The sequence below is a fragment of the Pseudomonas sp. A2 genome (assembly GCF_023100865.1).
Lineage (GTDB): Bacteria > Pseudomonadota > Gammaproteobacteria > Pseudomonadales > Pseudomonadaceae > Aquipseudomonas > Aquipseudomonas asiatica.
Map to the genome: position 1 here is coordinate 5,082,127 of NZ_CP039127.1, position 14,091 is coordinate 5,096,217.

15 protein-coding genes and 1 other RNA gene are annotated in these 14,091 nt (G+C 63.0%); 5 read left to right on the forward strand and 11 right to left on the reverse strand.

All coding sequences use genetic code 11. The features are described from left to right. Position 1 precedes the first annotated feature (1 nt). From mraY to rsmI, 9 genes are all read right to left on the reverse strand, one after another. Positions 2-1,084, reverse strand: coding sequence for a phospho-N-acetylmuramoyl-pentapeptide-transferase (mraY, locus tag E5221_RS23535; RefSeq protein ID WP_023661969.1), 1,083 nt, complete (start codon positions 1,082-1,084; stop codon positions 2-4). Further along, entirely contained in the window at positions 1,084-2,451 is a 1,368-nt protein-coding gene (gene murF, locus E5221_RS23540; RefSeq protein ID WP_247846536.1) for a UDP-N-acetylmuramoyl-tripeptide--D-alanyl-D-alanine ligase, read from the reverse strand. The genes mraY and murF overlap by 1 nt, the downstream gene beginning before the upstream one ends. Further along, on the reverse strand, positions 2,444-3,931 hold the full coding sequence (locus E5221_RS23545; RefSeq protein ID WP_247847762.1) for a UDP-N-acetylmuramoyl-L-alanyl-D-glutamate--2,6-diaminopimelate ligase: 1,488 nt from the start codon (positions 3,929-3,931) through the stop codon (positions 2,444-2,446). The genes murF and E5221_RS23545 overlap by 8 nt, the downstream gene beginning before the upstream one ends. Further along, positions 3,931-5,673 carry a penicillin-binding protein 2 gene (locus E5221_RS23550; RefSeq protein ID WP_161551483.1) on the reverse strand — a complete coding sequence of 581 codons (1,743 nt, stop codon included), beginning with the start codon at positions 5,671-5,673 and terminating at the stop codon, positions 3,931-3,933. Before E5221_RS23550 ends, E5221_RS23545 begins: the two co-directional genes overlap by 1 nt. Beyond that, positions 5,673-5,966: a cell division protein FtsL gene (gene ftsL, locus E5221_RS23555; protein ID WP_003260787.1), complete on the reverse strand. Its 294-nt coding sequence runs from the start codon at positions 5,964-5,966 to the stop codon at positions 5,673-5,675. Before ftsL ends, E5221_RS23550 begins: the two co-directional genes overlap by 1 nt. Next, the gene (gene rsmH / locus E5221_RS23560) at positions 5,963-6,904 is read right to left on the reverse strand and encodes a 16S rRNA (cytosine(1402)-N(4))-methyltransferase RsmH (RefSeq protein ID WP_169774642.1); all 942 of its coding nucleotides are present in this window, start codon (positions 6,902-6,904) and stop codon (positions 5,963-5,965) included. The genes ftsL and rsmH overlap by 4 nt, the downstream gene beginning before the upstream one ends. 2 nt (positions 6,905-6,906) lie before the next feature. Next, positions 6,907-7,362, reverse strand: a complete 456-nt coding sequence (gene mraZ, locus E5221_RS23565; protein WP_004575120.1) for a division/cell wall cluster transcriptional repressor MraZ — start codon at positions 7,360-7,362, stop codon at positions 6,907-6,909. Between the two features lie 308 nt (positions 7,363-7,670). Continuing rightward, positions 7,671-8,030, reverse strand: an RNA gene (gene rnpB, locus E5221_RS23570) — RNase P RNA component class A. Between the two features lie 67 nt (positions 8,031-8,097). Next, positions 8,098-8,973, reverse strand: a complete 876-nt coding sequence (gene rsmI / locus E5221_RS23575) for a 16S rRNA (cytidine(1402)-2'-O)-methyltransferase (RefSeq protein WP_039613000.1) — start codon at positions 8,971-8,973, stop codon at positions 8,098-8,100. 186 nt (positions 8,974-9,159) lie between these two features. Between rsmI and E5221_RS23580 the strand changes: the two genes are divergently transcribed. From E5221_RS23580 to E5221_RS23600, 5 genes are all read left to right on the forward strand, one after another. Continuing rightward, positions 9,160-10,977, forward strand: a complete 1,818-nt coding sequence (locus tag E5221_RS23580) for a penicillin-binding protein activator (RefSeq protein ID WP_123084247.1) — start codon at positions 9,160-9,162, stop codon at positions 10,975-10,977. Continuing rightward, complete coding sequence (locus E5221_RS23585; protein WP_039613002.1) at positions 10,977-11,348, forward strand: YraN family protein; 372 nt, start codon at positions 10,977-10,979, stop codon at positions 11,346-11,348. Before E5221_RS23580 ends, E5221_RS23585 begins: the two co-directional genes overlap by 1 nt. An 86-nt stretch (positions 11,349-11,434) precedes the next feature. Then, on the forward strand, positions 11,435-12,028 hold the full coding sequence (locus E5221_RS23590; protein WP_012274070.1) for a phosphoheptose isomerase: 594 nt from the start codon (positions 11,435-11,437) through the stop codon (positions 12,026-12,028). After that, on the forward strand, positions 12,025-12,603 hold the full coding sequence (locus E5221_RS23595) for a BON domain-containing protein (RefSeq protein WP_015271720.1): 579 nt from the start codon (positions 12,025-12,027) through the stop codon (positions 12,601-12,603). The genes E5221_RS23590 and E5221_RS23595 overlap by 4 nt, the downstream gene beginning before the upstream one ends. Positions 12,604-12,702: 99 nt before the next feature. Further along, on the forward strand, positions 12,703-12,921 hold the full coding sequence (locus E5221_RS23600) for a YgdI/YgdR family lipoprotein (RefSeq protein WP_003260792.1): 219 nt from the start codon (positions 12,703-12,705) through the stop codon (positions 12,919-12,921). Between the two features lie 51 nt (positions 12,922-12,972). On the opposite strand, the gene E5221_RS23605 is transcribed toward E5221_RS23600, so the two are convergent. Then, positions 12,973-13,404: a ClpXP protease specificity-enhancing factor gene (locus E5221_RS23605; RefSeq protein ID WP_039613003.1), complete on the reverse strand. Its 432-nt coding sequence runs from the start codon at positions 13,402-13,404 to the stop codon at positions 12,973-12,975. Positions 13,405-13,414: 10 nt separating this feature from the next. Further along, positions 13,415-14,038 (reverse strand): glutathione S-transferase N-terminal domain-containing protein, encoded by a 624-nt coding sequence (locus E5221_RS23610; protein ID WP_015271722.1) that lies wholly within the window; start codon positions 14,036-14,038, stop codon positions 13,415-13,417. Positions 14,039-14,091: the final 53 nt, after the last annotated feature.

Genomic DNA, 14,091 nt, shown 5'->3' on the forward strand with positions numbered 1-14,091 from the left:
TCTACCTCAGTTTCAGGGTTGCAAGGCCGATCAGCACCAGGATCACGGTGATGATCCAGAAGCGGACGATCACCCGTGGCTCTGGCCAGCCCTTGAGTTCAAAGTGGTGGTGGATCGGCGCCATGCGGAACACGCGCTTGCCGGTCAGCTTGAAGGAGGCAACCTGGATCACCACCGACAGGGTTTCCATGACGAACACGCCGCCCATGATGAACAGCACGATTTCCTGGCGGACGATCACGGCGATGGTGCCCAGCGCGGCGCCCAGCGCCAGCGCGCCGACGTCACCCATGAATACCTGCGCCGGGTAGGTGTTGAACCACAGGAAGCCCAGGCCGGCACCGATCAGCGCGCCGCAGAACACGATCAGCTCGCCCGAGCCCGGCACATAGGGGATCAGCAGGTATTCGGCGAACTTAACGTTGCCCGACAGGTAACAGAAGATGCCCAGGGCGCCGCCGACCATCACCGTCGGCATGATCGCCAGGCCGTCGAGGCCGTCAGTGAGGTTGACCGCGTTGCTCGAACCGACAATGACGAAGTAGGTCAGCACGACGAAGCCGATGCCCAGCGGAATGGTGACATCCTTGATGAACGGCAGGATCAGCGTGGTTTCGACGCTGGTCGGCGCGGTCTTGTACAGGAAGATGGCTGCAGCCAGGCCGAACACCGACTGCCAGAAGTACTTCCAGCGGCTCGGCAGGCCACGCGAGTTCTTTTCGATCACCTTGCGGTAGTCGTCGACCCAGCCGATGGCACCGAATGCCAGGGTAACGATCAGCACCACCCACACATAGCGGTTGGTCAGGTCGGCCCACAGCAGCGTGCTGACGGCGATGGCGGACAGGATCAGCGCCCCACCCATGGTCGGGGTGCCGGACTTGGACAGGTGCGATTGCGGGCCGTCGTTACGCACGGCCTGGCCGATCTGGCGGATTTGCAGGGTACGGATCATCCACGGCCCCAGCCACAGCGCCAGGGACAACGCGGTCAGCACACCCAGAATCCCGCGCAGGGACAGGTACTGGAAGACCGCGAAGCCTTTGTGGAACTGTTGCAGATACTCGGCCAACAGCAGCAGCATTAATGTTTCTCCCCGCTGGCACCGCACAATGCCGCCACGACGTTTTCCATCGCAGCGCTGCGCGAGCCCTTGATCAAGATAGTGGTGTCGCTGGCATTCTCGGCGCCAACCGCGTCGATCAGCTCAGCTTGAGTAGCGAAATGGCGGCCATTGGCTCCGAACGCCTTGACCGCGTGTGTCATGTTGGAACCCACTGCGTACAGGGCGTCGACCTTGCCACGCGCGTAGTCACCCACCTGACGGTGGCCTTCTTCCGCCCATTGCCCCAGTTCGCCGATATCCCCAAGCACCAAGACGGTGCGCCCGGAAAAGCCGGCGAGTATATCAATGGCCGCGCACATGGAGGTGGGATTTGCGTTGTAACTGTCGTCGATCACCCGCACGCCGTTCGGCGCAATCTGCGCCACGGTACGGCCCTTGACCGGTTGCACGGCAGCCAGGCCTGCGGCGATGCCGCTCAGGCTCAGACCAACGGCATGGGCAGCCGCAGCGGCAGCCAGGGCATTGCTGACGTTGTGCTCACCGAGCACATTGAGTTGCACGTCTACCGTGTCGCCAGCGCCATGCAGCTTGAACGACGGGCAACCACGGGCATCGCGGCCGATGTCAGAGGCATGGAAGTCGGCCATTGGATTGTTGCGGGCAAAGCTGAAGATCTTGTGCGCTCCGGCACGTGCCTTCCATATATCAAAGGCCTTGTCGTCCAGGTTAAGGATGGCGATACCGCCCTCGCCCAGGCCTTCGAGAATCTCGCCCTTGGCTTCGACGATCTTTTCCGGGCCGCCGAACTCGCCAACGTGGGCGGTGCCGGCGTTGTTGATGATGACCACCTGGGGCCGGGTCAGGCCCACGGTGTAGCGGATCTCGCCAATGCGCGAGGCGCCCAGTTCGATCACCGCGGCACTGTGCTCGGGGGCGATCTCCAGCAGGGTCAGCGGCGCGCCGAGGTCGTTGTTCAGGTTGCCGCGGGTGGCGTGCACCAGGCCACGGGTGCGCAGGATGCTGGCGAGCATCTCCTTGACCGTGGTCTTGCCGCTGGAACCGGTGATGGCCACCACCGGCTTGTCGAAGGCAGCACGGTTCAGCGCGCCAAGCTGGCCGAGGGCCAGGCGGCAATCGGCGACCAGCAGCTGCGGCAAGTCGACATCGGCTACTTCACGCTCGACCAGGGCCGCGACAGCGCCCTTGGCCTTCACATCGGCCAGGTAGTCGTGGCCATCGAAGCGCGGGCCGGCCAGGGCGACGAACAGTTGCCCGGCGCCAACACTGCGGCTGTCGATGCTGACGCCGGTGAAGGTGGCGTCAGCACCGATTTGTTGACCACTCAGTGCTGTGGTCAGCTGGCTGAGTGACATCGGCTTAAGCATGTGGAGCCTCCCAGGCTGCAAGTGCCTTTTCGGCCTCGGTCAAATCGGAGAAATCATGACGCTCGCCATTGATCTCCTGGTAATCCTCGTGCCCCTTGCCGGCCAGCACGATCACATCGTCGGCAGCGGCGGTGGCAATCAGGTGCGCTATGGCTTCGCCACGACCGGCAACGAACTCGACCTCGGCAGGCTTGGCGAAACCCGGGCGGATGTCGTCAAAGATGCGCAGCGGGTCCTCAGTACGCGGGTTGTCGTCGGTTACCAGCACGCGGTCGGCCAGGCGCTCGGCCACTTCGGCCATCAGCGGGCGCTTGCCGCGGTCTCGGTCGCCGCCGCAGCCGAACAGGCACAGCAGCTTGCCGTGCGCATGCGGGCGCAGGGCTTCGAGCACTTTCTCCAGGGCGTCCGGGGTGTGCGCATAGTCGACCACCACCAGCGGTTTGTCGCCCCCACCCAGGCGCTGCATACGGCCGATAGGCCCCTGCAGTTTCGGGGTGACCTCGAGGATTTCGTCCAGCGCATAGTCCAGCGCCAACAGGGTCGCCACGGCGGCGAGCATGTTGCTCAGGTTGAAGCGGCCCAGCAACTGGCTGCGCAGGGTACGTTCGCCCTGGGCGGTGACCAGGGTGGCGCGCACGCCATCGTCATTGAACACGGCTTCGCGGCAGAACAGCGAGGCCTCCGGGTTCTCCAGGCTGTAGCTGAGCAACCGGGTCTCGATATGGTCGACACTCGGGCGGCGGGCAAAATCGGCGGCCAGGCGACGGCCGAAATCGTCATCCAGGTTGACCACCTGGCAACGCAGGCTCGGCCAGGTGAACAGCTTGGCCTTGGCGGCCTCATAGGCCTCCATGCTGCCGTGGTAGTCCAGGTGGTCGCGGGACAGGTTGGTCATGACCGCGATGTCGAATTCCAGCGCGGCGACCCGGCCCTGCTCCAGGGCGTGGGAGGAAACCTCCATGGCCACGGCCTTGGCGCCACCTTTCTTGAGGTCGTTGAGGGTCGACTGTACGGCGATCGGGTCGGGCGTGGTCAGGCGGCCACTCTGCAGCTCACCATAGAAGCCGGTACCCAGGGTGCCGATCAGGCCGCAACGCTGGCCAAGCAAGTCCAGCGCCTGGGCCACCAACTGGGTGACGCTGGTCTTGCCGTTGGTACCGGTCACGCCCACCAGGTTCAGCTGGCGGCTCGGTTCGCCATAGAAGCGACCTGCGATATCCGAAAGCTGGGCGATCAGGCCCTTGACCGGGATGAGCGGCACATCGGTGATTGGCAGGACGCTCGTGCCCTGCTCTTCATAGGCTACGGCGGCAGCGCCACGCGCCAGGGCATCGGCGATATGCTCGCGGCCATCGACCTTGGCGCCCGGAACAGCCAGGAACAGATCACCCGGACGCACATTGCGGCTGTCCAGCGTCAGTTCACGGATCAACGGGTCACGGCTGGCGTGAGCGAAAAGCTTGCTCAATGGCATTGTCATCATCCACGCCCTCCCTTGGCGGTTGCAGCAGCATTGACTTGCGATTGTTCTACGGGTGCCGGTGGAGGCAGGTTGTCTGGCGGAACGTTCATCAGGCGCAGAGTGCCGGACATGACCTTGCTGAACACCGGTGCCGAAACCAGGCCACCGAAGTAACCGCCCTTGCCAGGCTCATCGATAACCACGACGATGGCGTAGCGCGGGTCGCTCATCGGCCCGAAGCCGGCGAACAGCGAGCGGTAGGCGTTTTCGGTGTAGCCCTTGGAACCGACGGTGGCCTTACGGGCGGTACCTGACTTGCCGGCCACGTGGTAGAACGGAACCTGGGCACGGAACACCCCGCGCGGCGCTTCGATCACCTGCTGCAGCATGCCCTGAATGGTTTCGGCGGTTTCCTTCGGAATGGCCTGCACCGCTTCCGGGGCCTTGTCGACCTTGAGGATCGACAGCGGCACCATCTTGCCGTCGTTGGCCAGCGCCGCGTATGCATGCACCAGCTGCAGGGCGGTCACCGACACGCCATAGCCATAGGACAGGGTCGCAGTTTCGGCCTTGCGCCACTCGCGATGGTTAGGCAGGTTGCCGACGCGCTCGCCGGGGAAGCCAAGGCCGGTGTACTGACCCAGGCCGACCTGGGACATGACCCGGTAGATGGCCTCGCCGCCGATGTCGAAGGCGATCTTGCTCATGCCGACGTTACTGGAGTTGATCAGGATACCGGTCAGGTCGAGGATCGGGCCTTCGCTCCTGGACACGTCCTTGATGGTGTAGCGACCAATTTGCAGGCTGCCCGGGTACACCTCGACCTTGTCGGTCGGCTTCCAGCGGCCACTTTCCAGTGCCGCACTCATGGAGATCGGCTTGACCGTGGAGCCCGGCTCGAACACGTCGATGATCGCGCGGTTACGCATGGCGGCCGGGAACATGCTGCGGCGGTTGTTGGGGTTGTAGGTCGGCTGGTTGACCATGGCCAGGACCTCACCGGTCTTGACGTCCATGATCACCAGGCTGCCGGCCTTGGCATCCTGTTCGGCAATGGCGTTGCGCAGCTCGCGGGTGGCCAGGTACTGCAGGCGCAGGTCTATCGACAACGCCAAGGTCTTCCCGGCCTTGGCGTTCTTGGTTACCTGGATGTCCTTGATCAGCCGGCCGCGCCGGTCCTTGATCACCTGCCGCTTGCCGGGTACGCCAGCCAGCCATTCGTCATAGGCCAGCTCCACCCCTTCGCGACCGTGGTCGTCAAGGTCGGTGAAGCCAACCATGTGCGCGGTGACATCACCGGCCGGGTAGAAGCGGCGGAATTCTTCCAGGCCATACACGCCCGGCACTTTCAGGTCGAGCACATGCTGGCCCTGCTCCGGGGTCAGGCCGCGGACAAGGTAGATGAACTCTTTGCTGGCCTGCTGGGTCAGGCGCTCGGTCAGCTGTTGCGGGTTCTGCCCCAGTGCTGCTGCCAGCTGCGGCCAGCGGTCCTTGGAGGCCTGCATTTCCTTGGGGTTGGCCCACAGGGTGGTGACCGGGGTACTGACCGCCAACGGTTCACCGTTACGGTCGGTGATCAGGCCGCGGTGAGCCGGGATAGGGATGTGACGCAGGCTGCGCGCATCGCCCTGCCCCTTGAGGAAATCACGGTCGACTACCTGCAGGTCGATGATGCGCCAGCAGATGGCACCGACCATCAGCGCCAGCAAGCCGATCACCACGCGGAAGCGCCAGGGGTAGAGTGCGCCTTCGAGCTTCATCATGGCGCCACCATCCGTACTTCGTCAGCCGAAGGTACGCGCATCTTCAGTTGCTCGGAAGCCAGGTTCTCGATGCGACTGGCGGCGGTCCAGGTGCTTTGTTCGAGAATCAGCCGGCCCCATTCGGCCTGGGCCTTGTCACGTTCGTTCAATTCGCCGTACAGCGTGTTGAGCAACTGACGGTTCCAGTGCGCGCTGTAGGACACGGCGATGGCCGAAACCAGCACGGCAACGAACAGCAGAAGCATCAGGAAGCTTCCGCCTGGCAAAGGTTTGGCAAACAGCCTGCTCACCGCAGCTTCTCCGCCACCCGCATAACGGCGCTGCGCGCCCGCGGGTTGGCCTTGAGCTCGGCGTCGGAAGCGAACTGAGCCTTGCCGATGAGCTTGATTTTCGGCTCGAAGACCTTGTGCTGTACCGGCAGGTTGCGCGGCAGGTTGTCAGCCTCGCCCTTGGCCAGCTTGCGCATGAACAGCTTGACGATGCGGTCTTCCAGCGAATGGAAGCTGATCACTGCCAGGCGGCCGCCCACTTCCAGCGCATCGATCGCGGCCTCCAGGCCTGCCTCGAGATCACCCAGTTCGTTGTTGACGTGAATACGCAGGCCCTGGAAGGCGCGGGTCGCCGGATTCTTGCCCTTCTCCCAGGCCGGGTTGGCCACCTTCAGCACCTCGGCGAGGTCGCCGGTGCGGGTGAACGGTTGCTGTTCGCGGCGCTGCACCACGGCGCGAGCCATGCGCTTGGCGAAACGCTCTTCGCCGTACTCCTTGAACACACGGGCTATTTCTTCTTCAGGTGCAGTGGCGATGAACTCGGCGGCGCTGATGCCCTGGTCCGGGTTCATGCGCATGTCCAGCGGGCCATCATTGAGGAAGCTGAAGCCCCGCTCGGGGTCATCCAGCTGCGGCGAGGAAACGCCCAGGTCCAGCAATACGCCGCTGACCTTGCCATCCAGGCCACGCTCCGCCACTTCCGCGCCCAGCTCGGCAAAGCTGCGCTGCACAATGACAAAGCGGCCGTCTTCGGCCGCCAGCGCTTGCCCCGTGGCAATCGCCTGTGGATCTTTGTCGAAACCCAGCAGCCGCCCTTGCGGCCCGAGCTTGCTGAGAATCAGCCGGCTGTGCCCGCCACGGCCAAAGGTGCCGTCCAGATAGCAACCGTCGGCGCGCAGGGCCAATGCCTCGACAGCTTCGTCGAGCAGGACGGTAATGTGGTTGAAGCCGCTATCTATGGTCACAGGATCAGGTCACGCAATTCGTCGGGCATGGCGCCCGGTTGTTGAATAGCTGCAAGGTCTGCTGCCGAAACCGCGTTCCAGGCATCTTCATCCCACAGCTGGAATTTGTTCAGTTGCCCTACCAGCATCGCCTTCTTGTCGAGCTTGGCGTACTCACGCAGACGGGGCGGTACCAGGAAACGCCCACTGCCATCGAGCTCCAGGTCAACCGCGTTACCGATCAGCAAACGCTGAAGGCGGCGGTTTTCCTCACGCAACGATGGCAAGGCACGCAACTTGGCTTCTATCTGTTCCCACTCATCGAGGGGATAAACACACAAGCAGGGGTCAACGGCGTCGATGGTCACGATCAGCTGACCATTGCAACGCGAATCGAGCTCGTCACGGTACCGGCTCGGCATGGCGAGACGGCCCTTGGCATCGAGGCTGACGGCGTTGGCTCCGCGGAACACGGCTGCGATTCCCCACAATGTTAGCTTTTTTGTGCCAGAAAACCCACTTCATCCCACTTTCTGCCACTTGCGCACACTATAGGAATCCGCTCGCAGCACCGTCAAGGCACGTTCGGAAGGAAAAGCCTTACAGGACCGAGATTTAGCGCAATAAAGGAATGCGGAAGGACTACCGAGCAGAAAAAAACACGAGAAAAATCAAACCCACGCAGGCGAATGGAGTTCGAAGTTAAAGTGATTTATTAAGAGTAAGATTTTTTCGGTATTACCAGAGGGCATCTGCTATCGAATAAAGCAGGGAGGGAAAGGTGGAGAGTCGATCTGTAAGCCGGGTTTTGTCGAGGACAGTCATTCCTCTACGACGGCCATCACTGGACGCCTCTAGCAACCTACCCGGTTCCGACGCGGGCCACGCCTGATGGAACCCTATTTGGTCTTGCTCCGAGTGGGGTTTACCTAGCCACGAACTGTTGCCAGCCGTGCGGTGCGCTCTTACCGCACCTTTTCACCCTTACCGGCACCGAAGTGCTTAGGCGGTTATTTTCTGTGGCACTTTCCGTAGGCTCGCGCCTCCCAGGCGTTACCTGGCACTCTGCCCTATGGAGCCCGGACTTTCCTCCCCCTGCTGTTGCGGAACAAAAGCAGGCAGCGACTGTCCGATCGACTCTCCACCGCCAAGATTAACGGCACGCGCGCCCAAGAACAAGCAATACCGGCATTTATATCAATATGCCACTATTCGGTTTTCTGCTTTTCCAGTGCAAGTTGATACAGCAGGTTCTTGCGCACCCCGGTAATTTCCGCAGCCAGCGCCGCCGCCCGCTTGAGTGGCAGCTCGGCCAGCAGCAGGTCGAGCACCCGTTGCGCTTCGGCACTGATCGCCTGTTCGCCCTCCGGCGCACTCCAGCCACCAACCAGTACCACGCACTCACCGCGCTGCTGGTTGCTGTCACCAGCAACGAAGGCGCGAAGCTCGGCCAGGGGCAGGCCCTTGAGGGTCTCGAAGGTCTTGGTCAGCTCACGCGCCAACAGCGCCGGGCGCTCGCCACCGAATACCGCTTCCATGTCTTCAAGGCATTCCAGGATACGGTGCGGGGCCTCGTAGAAGATCAGCGTGCGCGGTTCTTCCTTTACCTGCTCCAGGCGCGCCCGCCGTCCCGCCGCCTTGGCCGGCAGGAAGCCTTCGAAGATGAAACGGTCCGACGGCAGGCCGGCTGCCGACAGCGCGGCGATCAGAGCGCAGGCGCCCGGCACCGGGACCACATTTACCCCCGCAGCACGCGCCTGGCGCACCAGGTGGTACCCCGGATCGGAAATCAGCGGCGTGCCGGCATCGGAAACCAACGCCACATTCTCGCCTGCCAGCAGCTTGGTGAGAAAACGCCCGCCCTCGTCACGCTCGTTGTGTTCATGGCAGGCCGCCAGCGGCGTGTCGATGCCGAAGTGCTGCAGCAGACGGACCGAATGACGGGTATCTTCCGCCGCGATCAGGGCCACGTCCGCCAGCACCTTCAGCGCCCGGGCACTCATGTCGTCGAGGTTGCCGATAGGGGTTGCGACCACATACAGCGTCCCCACCGTGGATTTCGAAGCCCCTGCCACATCAGTCACTGCGCACACCTGTCGTTCGGATCAAAGGCGCCATTGTAGCCCGAGCGCCTGCAACAGGGCGCAAAGAACTTCGCCGACGACCGATGGCAGGCCTCCTATAGTGAAGGATCGACACGGCAACATCGCGCCCCGGCCAGCGCTTGGGTACAATTGCCGGCCACCTTGATCGAGTAACAGGACCTTTACATGATCGCTTGCCTGCGGCTGTTCACAGCCCTCTGCCTTGCTGCCTTGCTGGCAGCCTGCGCCAGCTCGCCCTCATCCAGCCTGGGCGAACTGCCACGCACCCCGGACGCCAGCATCGAGCAACTGCTCGAAAAGGCTGCTTCCAGCAAGTCCGCGGAAGACGCCGCGCTGCTGCGCCTGAGCGCAGCCGACCTGGCCTACAGGCAGAAGGACTTCCCACGCGCCGCACGCATCCTCGAGCAGGTGCCGCTGGACACACTCAAGCCGGCCCAGCAAGTGTTCGCCAGCACCCTCGGTGCCGAGCTGGCCATGAGCCGCAACCAGCCCAAGGCTGCCCTGGCCGCCCTGGCCCACCCCAGCCTGCAGCGCGTCGCCGAACTGCCGGAAGAACAGCAAGCGCGCACCTACAGCGTGCACGCGGCCGCCCTCGAAGCCGATGGCCAGGCCCTCGCCGCCGCGCAACAGCGCGTGCTGCTGGGCCCGCTGCTCAGCGGTCAGGCCGCCAGCGCCAACAATGACGCCATCTGGGCACTGGTCGCCTCGCTGCCGGCAGAGCAACTGCAGCAGCCAGGCAACGACCAGACCCTTGCCGGCTGGACCAGCCTGGCCTTCGCGGTAAAAAGCGCCGGTACCCTGGAACAGCAGCAAGCGGCGATCGACGCCTGGGTCAAACAGCACCCGGACCACCCGGCCGCCCAGCAACTGCCGCTGGCTCTGACCAAGCTCAAGGAGCTGGCCAGCCAACCGCTGACCAAGATTGCCCTGCTGCTGCCTCAGGAAGGCCCGCTTGCCGGTGTTGCCCGCGCCCTGCGTGACGGTTTCATGGCTGCACACTTCCAGGCCCAGCAAGCCGGCCAGCAGGCGCCAGCCGTGCAGGTATTCGACAGCTCGCGCATCGGCTCGCTCGACGACTTCTATCGCCAGGCCCAGGCCGCAGGCGTACAGCTGGTCATCGGCCCGCTGGAAAAACCGCTGGTCAAGCAACTGGCTGCCAAGCCACAACTGCCGATCACCACCCTGGCCCTGAACTACGCCGACGCCGGCCAGAAGGCTCCACCGCAGCTGTTCCAGTTCGGCCTCGCTGCCGAAGACGAAGCCCGTGAAGTGGCCCGTCGCGCCCGCGCCGATGGCATGGTCCGCGCAGTTGCCCTGGTGCCGAGCGGCGAATGGGGCGATCGTGTGCTTGCCGCCTTCCGCCAGGACTGGGAAGGCAACGGTGGCACTCTGCTCGCCGCCGAACGCATCGCCCAGCCGGTCGCATTGGCCCAGCAGATTGCCGACCTGTTCCAGTTGCGCCAGAGCGAAGGCCGCGCCAAGAGCCTGCAGAGCACGGTAGGTGGCAGCATCGCCGCGCAGCCGTCGCGCCGCCAGGACATCGACTTCATCTTCCTCGCCTCGACCCCGCAACAGGCCCAGCAGATCAAGCCGACCCTGAACTTCCAGTACGCCGGTGACGTGCCGGTCTACGCCACTTCGAACCTGTATAGCGCCAGTGGTGACGTCAACCAGTACAACGACATGAACGGTATCCGCTTCTGCGAAACCCCGTGGCTGCTCGATACCAGCAACAGCCTGCGCCAGCAGGTCGTGCAGCAATGGCCGCAAGCGGCAGGCAGCCTGGGCCGCCTGTATGCCATGGGCGTCGACGCCTACAGCCTGGCGCCGCGCCTGGGCCAGCTGAAAGCGCTACCGGACAACCGCGTACTGGGCCTTTCGGGCAGCCTGAGCATGAACGCCAACCAGCGTGTCGAGCGCCAGCTACCTTGGGCCGAGTTCGTCGGTGGCCAGGTCCAGCGCCTGCCTGACACTCCTCGCTGATGGCAGCAGCGTCGCCCACCAGCGCCGGGCAGGCAGCGGAAAGCCAGGCCCTTGAATATCTTCAAGGGCAGGGCCTGCAACTGCTGGCGCGCAACTGGCGATGCAAAGGCGGTGAGCTTGATCTGGTCATGCTCGACGCCGATACAGTAGTATTCGTCGAAGTCCGCTACCGGTTGCACGCGGGCTTCGGTGGCGCCCTCGGCAGTATCGACGGGCGCAAGCAGAAACGGTTGGTGCTCGCCGCCAGCCTGTTCCTGCAGAAGGAGCCCCACTGGGGCAACCACCCCTGCCGCTTCGACGTAGTCGCCCTACAGGGCAGCCACCATGCAGGCAGACCGCTTCAATGGCTGAAAAACGCCTTCGAATGCTGAACCCATTCCGATTTTTTTGCTCTATGTTTCGCGGGCTGGTCGTTGTTGCGCGTAGCAAAGGCCACCGCCCCACTTAAGGTCACCAGATGGACATGCAATCCCGAATTCGCCGGCTATTCCAGGCCAGCATCGATACCAAGCAACAGGCAATGGACATCCTGGCACCGCACATCGAGCAGGCCAGCCTGGTCATGGTCAACGCGCTGCTCAACGAGGGCAAGATGCTCGCCTGTGGCAACGGCGGCTCGGCCGGCGATGCCCAGCACTTTTCCTCCGAGCTGCTCAACCGCTTTGAGCGCGAACGCCCGAGCCTGCCGGCCATCGCGCTGACCACCGACAGCTCGACCTTGACCTCGATCGCCAACGACTACAGCTACAACGAAGTCTTTTCCAAGCAGATCCGCGCGCTGGGCCAGCCCGGTGACGTTCTGCTGGCGATCTCCACCAGCGGCAACTCGGCCAACGTGATCCAGGCGATCCAGGCCGCACATGACCGCGAAATGATTGTCGTAGCATTGACTGGTCGCGATGGCGGCGGCATGGCTTCGCTGCTGCTGCCTGAAGACGTGGAAATCCGCGTACCTTCGACGGTTACCGCGCGTATCCAGGAAGTCCACCTGCTGGCGATCCACTGCCTGTGTGATCTGATCGACAGCCAACTGTTCGGGAGTGAAGAATGACCCCTATGCGCCTCGGCCTTATGGCCCTGACCCTGTGCCTGAGCGTCACTGGTTGCAGCTCGGTACTGACCTCTACCCGCAATTCGCCGATCGAGGACGATCGCGGAACGCGCACCATCGGCAGCAAGATCGACGACTCGCTGATCGAAACCAAGGCTTCGGTCAACATCGCCAAGGCCAGCCCTGACCTGGACAAAGGTTCGCACATCGTTGTCAGCAGCTACAACGGCATCGTCCTGCTGGCCGGCCAGACACCGCGCGCCGACCTCAAGAGCCTCGCCGAGCAGACTGCCAGCCAGGTACAGCGCGTCAAGAAAGTGCACAACGAGCTGCAGGTGATGCAACCCTCCTCCATCCTGGCGCGCAACAACGACGCCTGGCTGACCACCAAGATCAAGACCCAGATGCTGACCGACAATGCCGTGCCCAGCTCGCGCATCAAGGTGATTACCGAGAATGGCATCGTTTACCTGCTCGGCCTGGTGACCCAGCAGGAGGCCAACTCGGCCACTGCCGTGGTACAGGGCGTGTCGGGTGTGCAGAAGATCGTCAAGCTGTTCGAGTACATCGACTGATTCATCAGCCTGTGCTGGCCTCTTCGCGGGCTTGCCCGCGAAGAGGCCAGCACAGGCAAGCACAACACCTTGTCTTTTCAGAAATCCAGGAAACACCGCATGAAAAAGCTTCTGCTGCCTGCCCTGCTGTTCGGCACTTTCGCCACCCTGGCCGGCTGCTCTACACCAAGCCTGATCACCCTCAACGATGGCCGTGAAATCCAGGCCGTCGACGTACCGAAGTTCGACCGTGACGCCGGCTTCTATGAGTTCCAGCAACTCGACGGCAAGCGTACCCGCATCAACAAGGACCAGGTACGTACCATCAGCGACCTGTAAGCAGGGCTGGCGTAATTAAAAAAAGGCGATCCGGTTGGATCGCCTTTTTTATTACTTGACCACTTTCAGACTTGGCCGACCAGTCGGGCGTGGCGGCTGGCCACCACCCTCTGGCGGGCCATCGTCATCCGGCTGCACATCATCATCTTCCTGCTCATCGTCATCCATCATGGACGACTCCAGCTCGAAGACCATACCCTGGCCATTCTCGCGGGCGTAAATACCCAGGATGGCGCCAACCGGCACGTACAGCGAGTGAGCCACGCCACCGAAGCGGCCCTCGAAGCTGACCGCGTCGTTGTCCATGTGCAGGCTGCGCACGGCACTTGGCGAGATGTTCAAGACGATCTGGCCATCACTGGCGAAACCGTCCGGCACCTGGACCTTCGGGAATTCGGCATTGACCAGCATATGGGGCGTGCAATCGTTGTCGACGATCCACTCGTACAGTGCTCGAACCAGATAGGGGCGACTGGAGTTCATCAACGGCTCCTTAAAGCTTGCGCATTTCACGTTCTACAGAGGACAGGCTCGCCTGGAAAGGCTCGCGGGCGAACTGCCGCTCCATGTAATCCAGCAGCGGCTTGGCTTGCCGCGGCAACTCGATACCCAACACCGGCAGACGCCAGAGGATGGGCAGTAGACAACAATCGACCAGGCTTTGCTCCTCACTCATGAAGCAGGCGTACTCGCCGAACAACGGCGAGACCCCGGTCAGGCTCTCACGCAATGCCTTGCGCGCTTCGGTTCGGGCAGCCTCGCTACTGCGCGGATCGAGCACGGTATCGGCCAGGGAGCACCAGTCGCGCTGGATGCGGTGCATCAGCAAGCGACTGTTCCCCCGCGCAACCGGGTACACCGGCATTAGCGGCGGATGTGGATAACGCTCCTCGAGGTACTCCATCACCACGGTCGATTCATACAGCGCCAGGTCACGATCGACCAGGGTCGGCACGCTGCCGTAAGGATTCACCTCGACCAGCTTGGGCGGCAGTCGACCGGGATCGACATCGATGACCTGCACGCTGATGCCCTTCTCGGCCAGCACGAGGCGTACCCGATGAGAATAGTGATCAGCGGGGTCGGAATAGCAGGCTAACCTGTTGGTTGCGCCCATGTAGCGCCTCCTCGTACGGGATGCTTGTAAAACTGTAAATGAAAACGCGCCCG

Bases quoted from the DNA above. Each gene is read 5' to 3' on its own strand.
- mraY (WP_023661969.1), bottom strand. From the start codon at position 1,084: ATGCTGCTGCTGTTGGCCGAGTATCTGCAACAGTTCCACAAAGGCTTC.
- murF (WP_247846536.1), bottom strand. From the start codon at position 2,451: ATGCTTAAGCCGATGTCACTCAGCCAGCTGACCACAGCACTGAGTGGT.
- E5221_RS23545 (WP_247847762.1), bottom strand. From the start codon at position 3,931: ATGACAATGCCATTGAGCAAGCTTTTCGCTCACGCCAGCCGTGACCCG.
- E5221_RS23550 (WP_161551483.1), bottom strand. From the start codon at position 5,673: ATGAAGCTCGAAGGCGCACTCTACCCCTGGCGCTTCCGCGTGGTGATC.
- E5221_RS23580 (WP_123084247.1), top strand. From the start codon at position 9,160: ATGATCGCTTGCCTGCGGCTGTTCACAGCCCTCTGCCTTGCTGCCTTG.
- E5221_RS23585 (WP_039613002.1), top strand. From the start codon at position 10,977: ATGGCAGCAGCGTCGCCCACCAGCGCCGGGCAGGCAGCGGAAAGCCAG.
- E5221_RS23590 (WP_012274070.1), top strand. From the start codon at position 11,435: ATGGACATGCAATCCCGAATTCGCCGGCTATTCCAGGCCAGCATCGAT.
- E5221_RS23595 (WP_015271720.1), top strand. From the start codon at position 12,025: ATGACCCCTATGCGCCTCGGCCTTATGGCCCTGACCCTGTGCCTGAGC.
- E5221_RS23600 (WP_003260792.1), top strand. From the start codon at position 12,703: ATGAAAAAGCTTCTGCTGCCTGCCCTGCTGTTCGGCACTTTCGCCACC.
- E5221_RS23605 (WP_039613003.1), bottom strand. From the start codon at position 13,404: ATGAACTCCAGTCGCCCCTATCTGGTTCGAGCACTGTACGAGTGGATC.
- E5221_RS23610 (WP_015271722.1), bottom strand. From the start codon at position 14,038: ATGGGCGCAACCAACAGGTTAGCCTGCTATTCCGACCCCGCTGATCAC.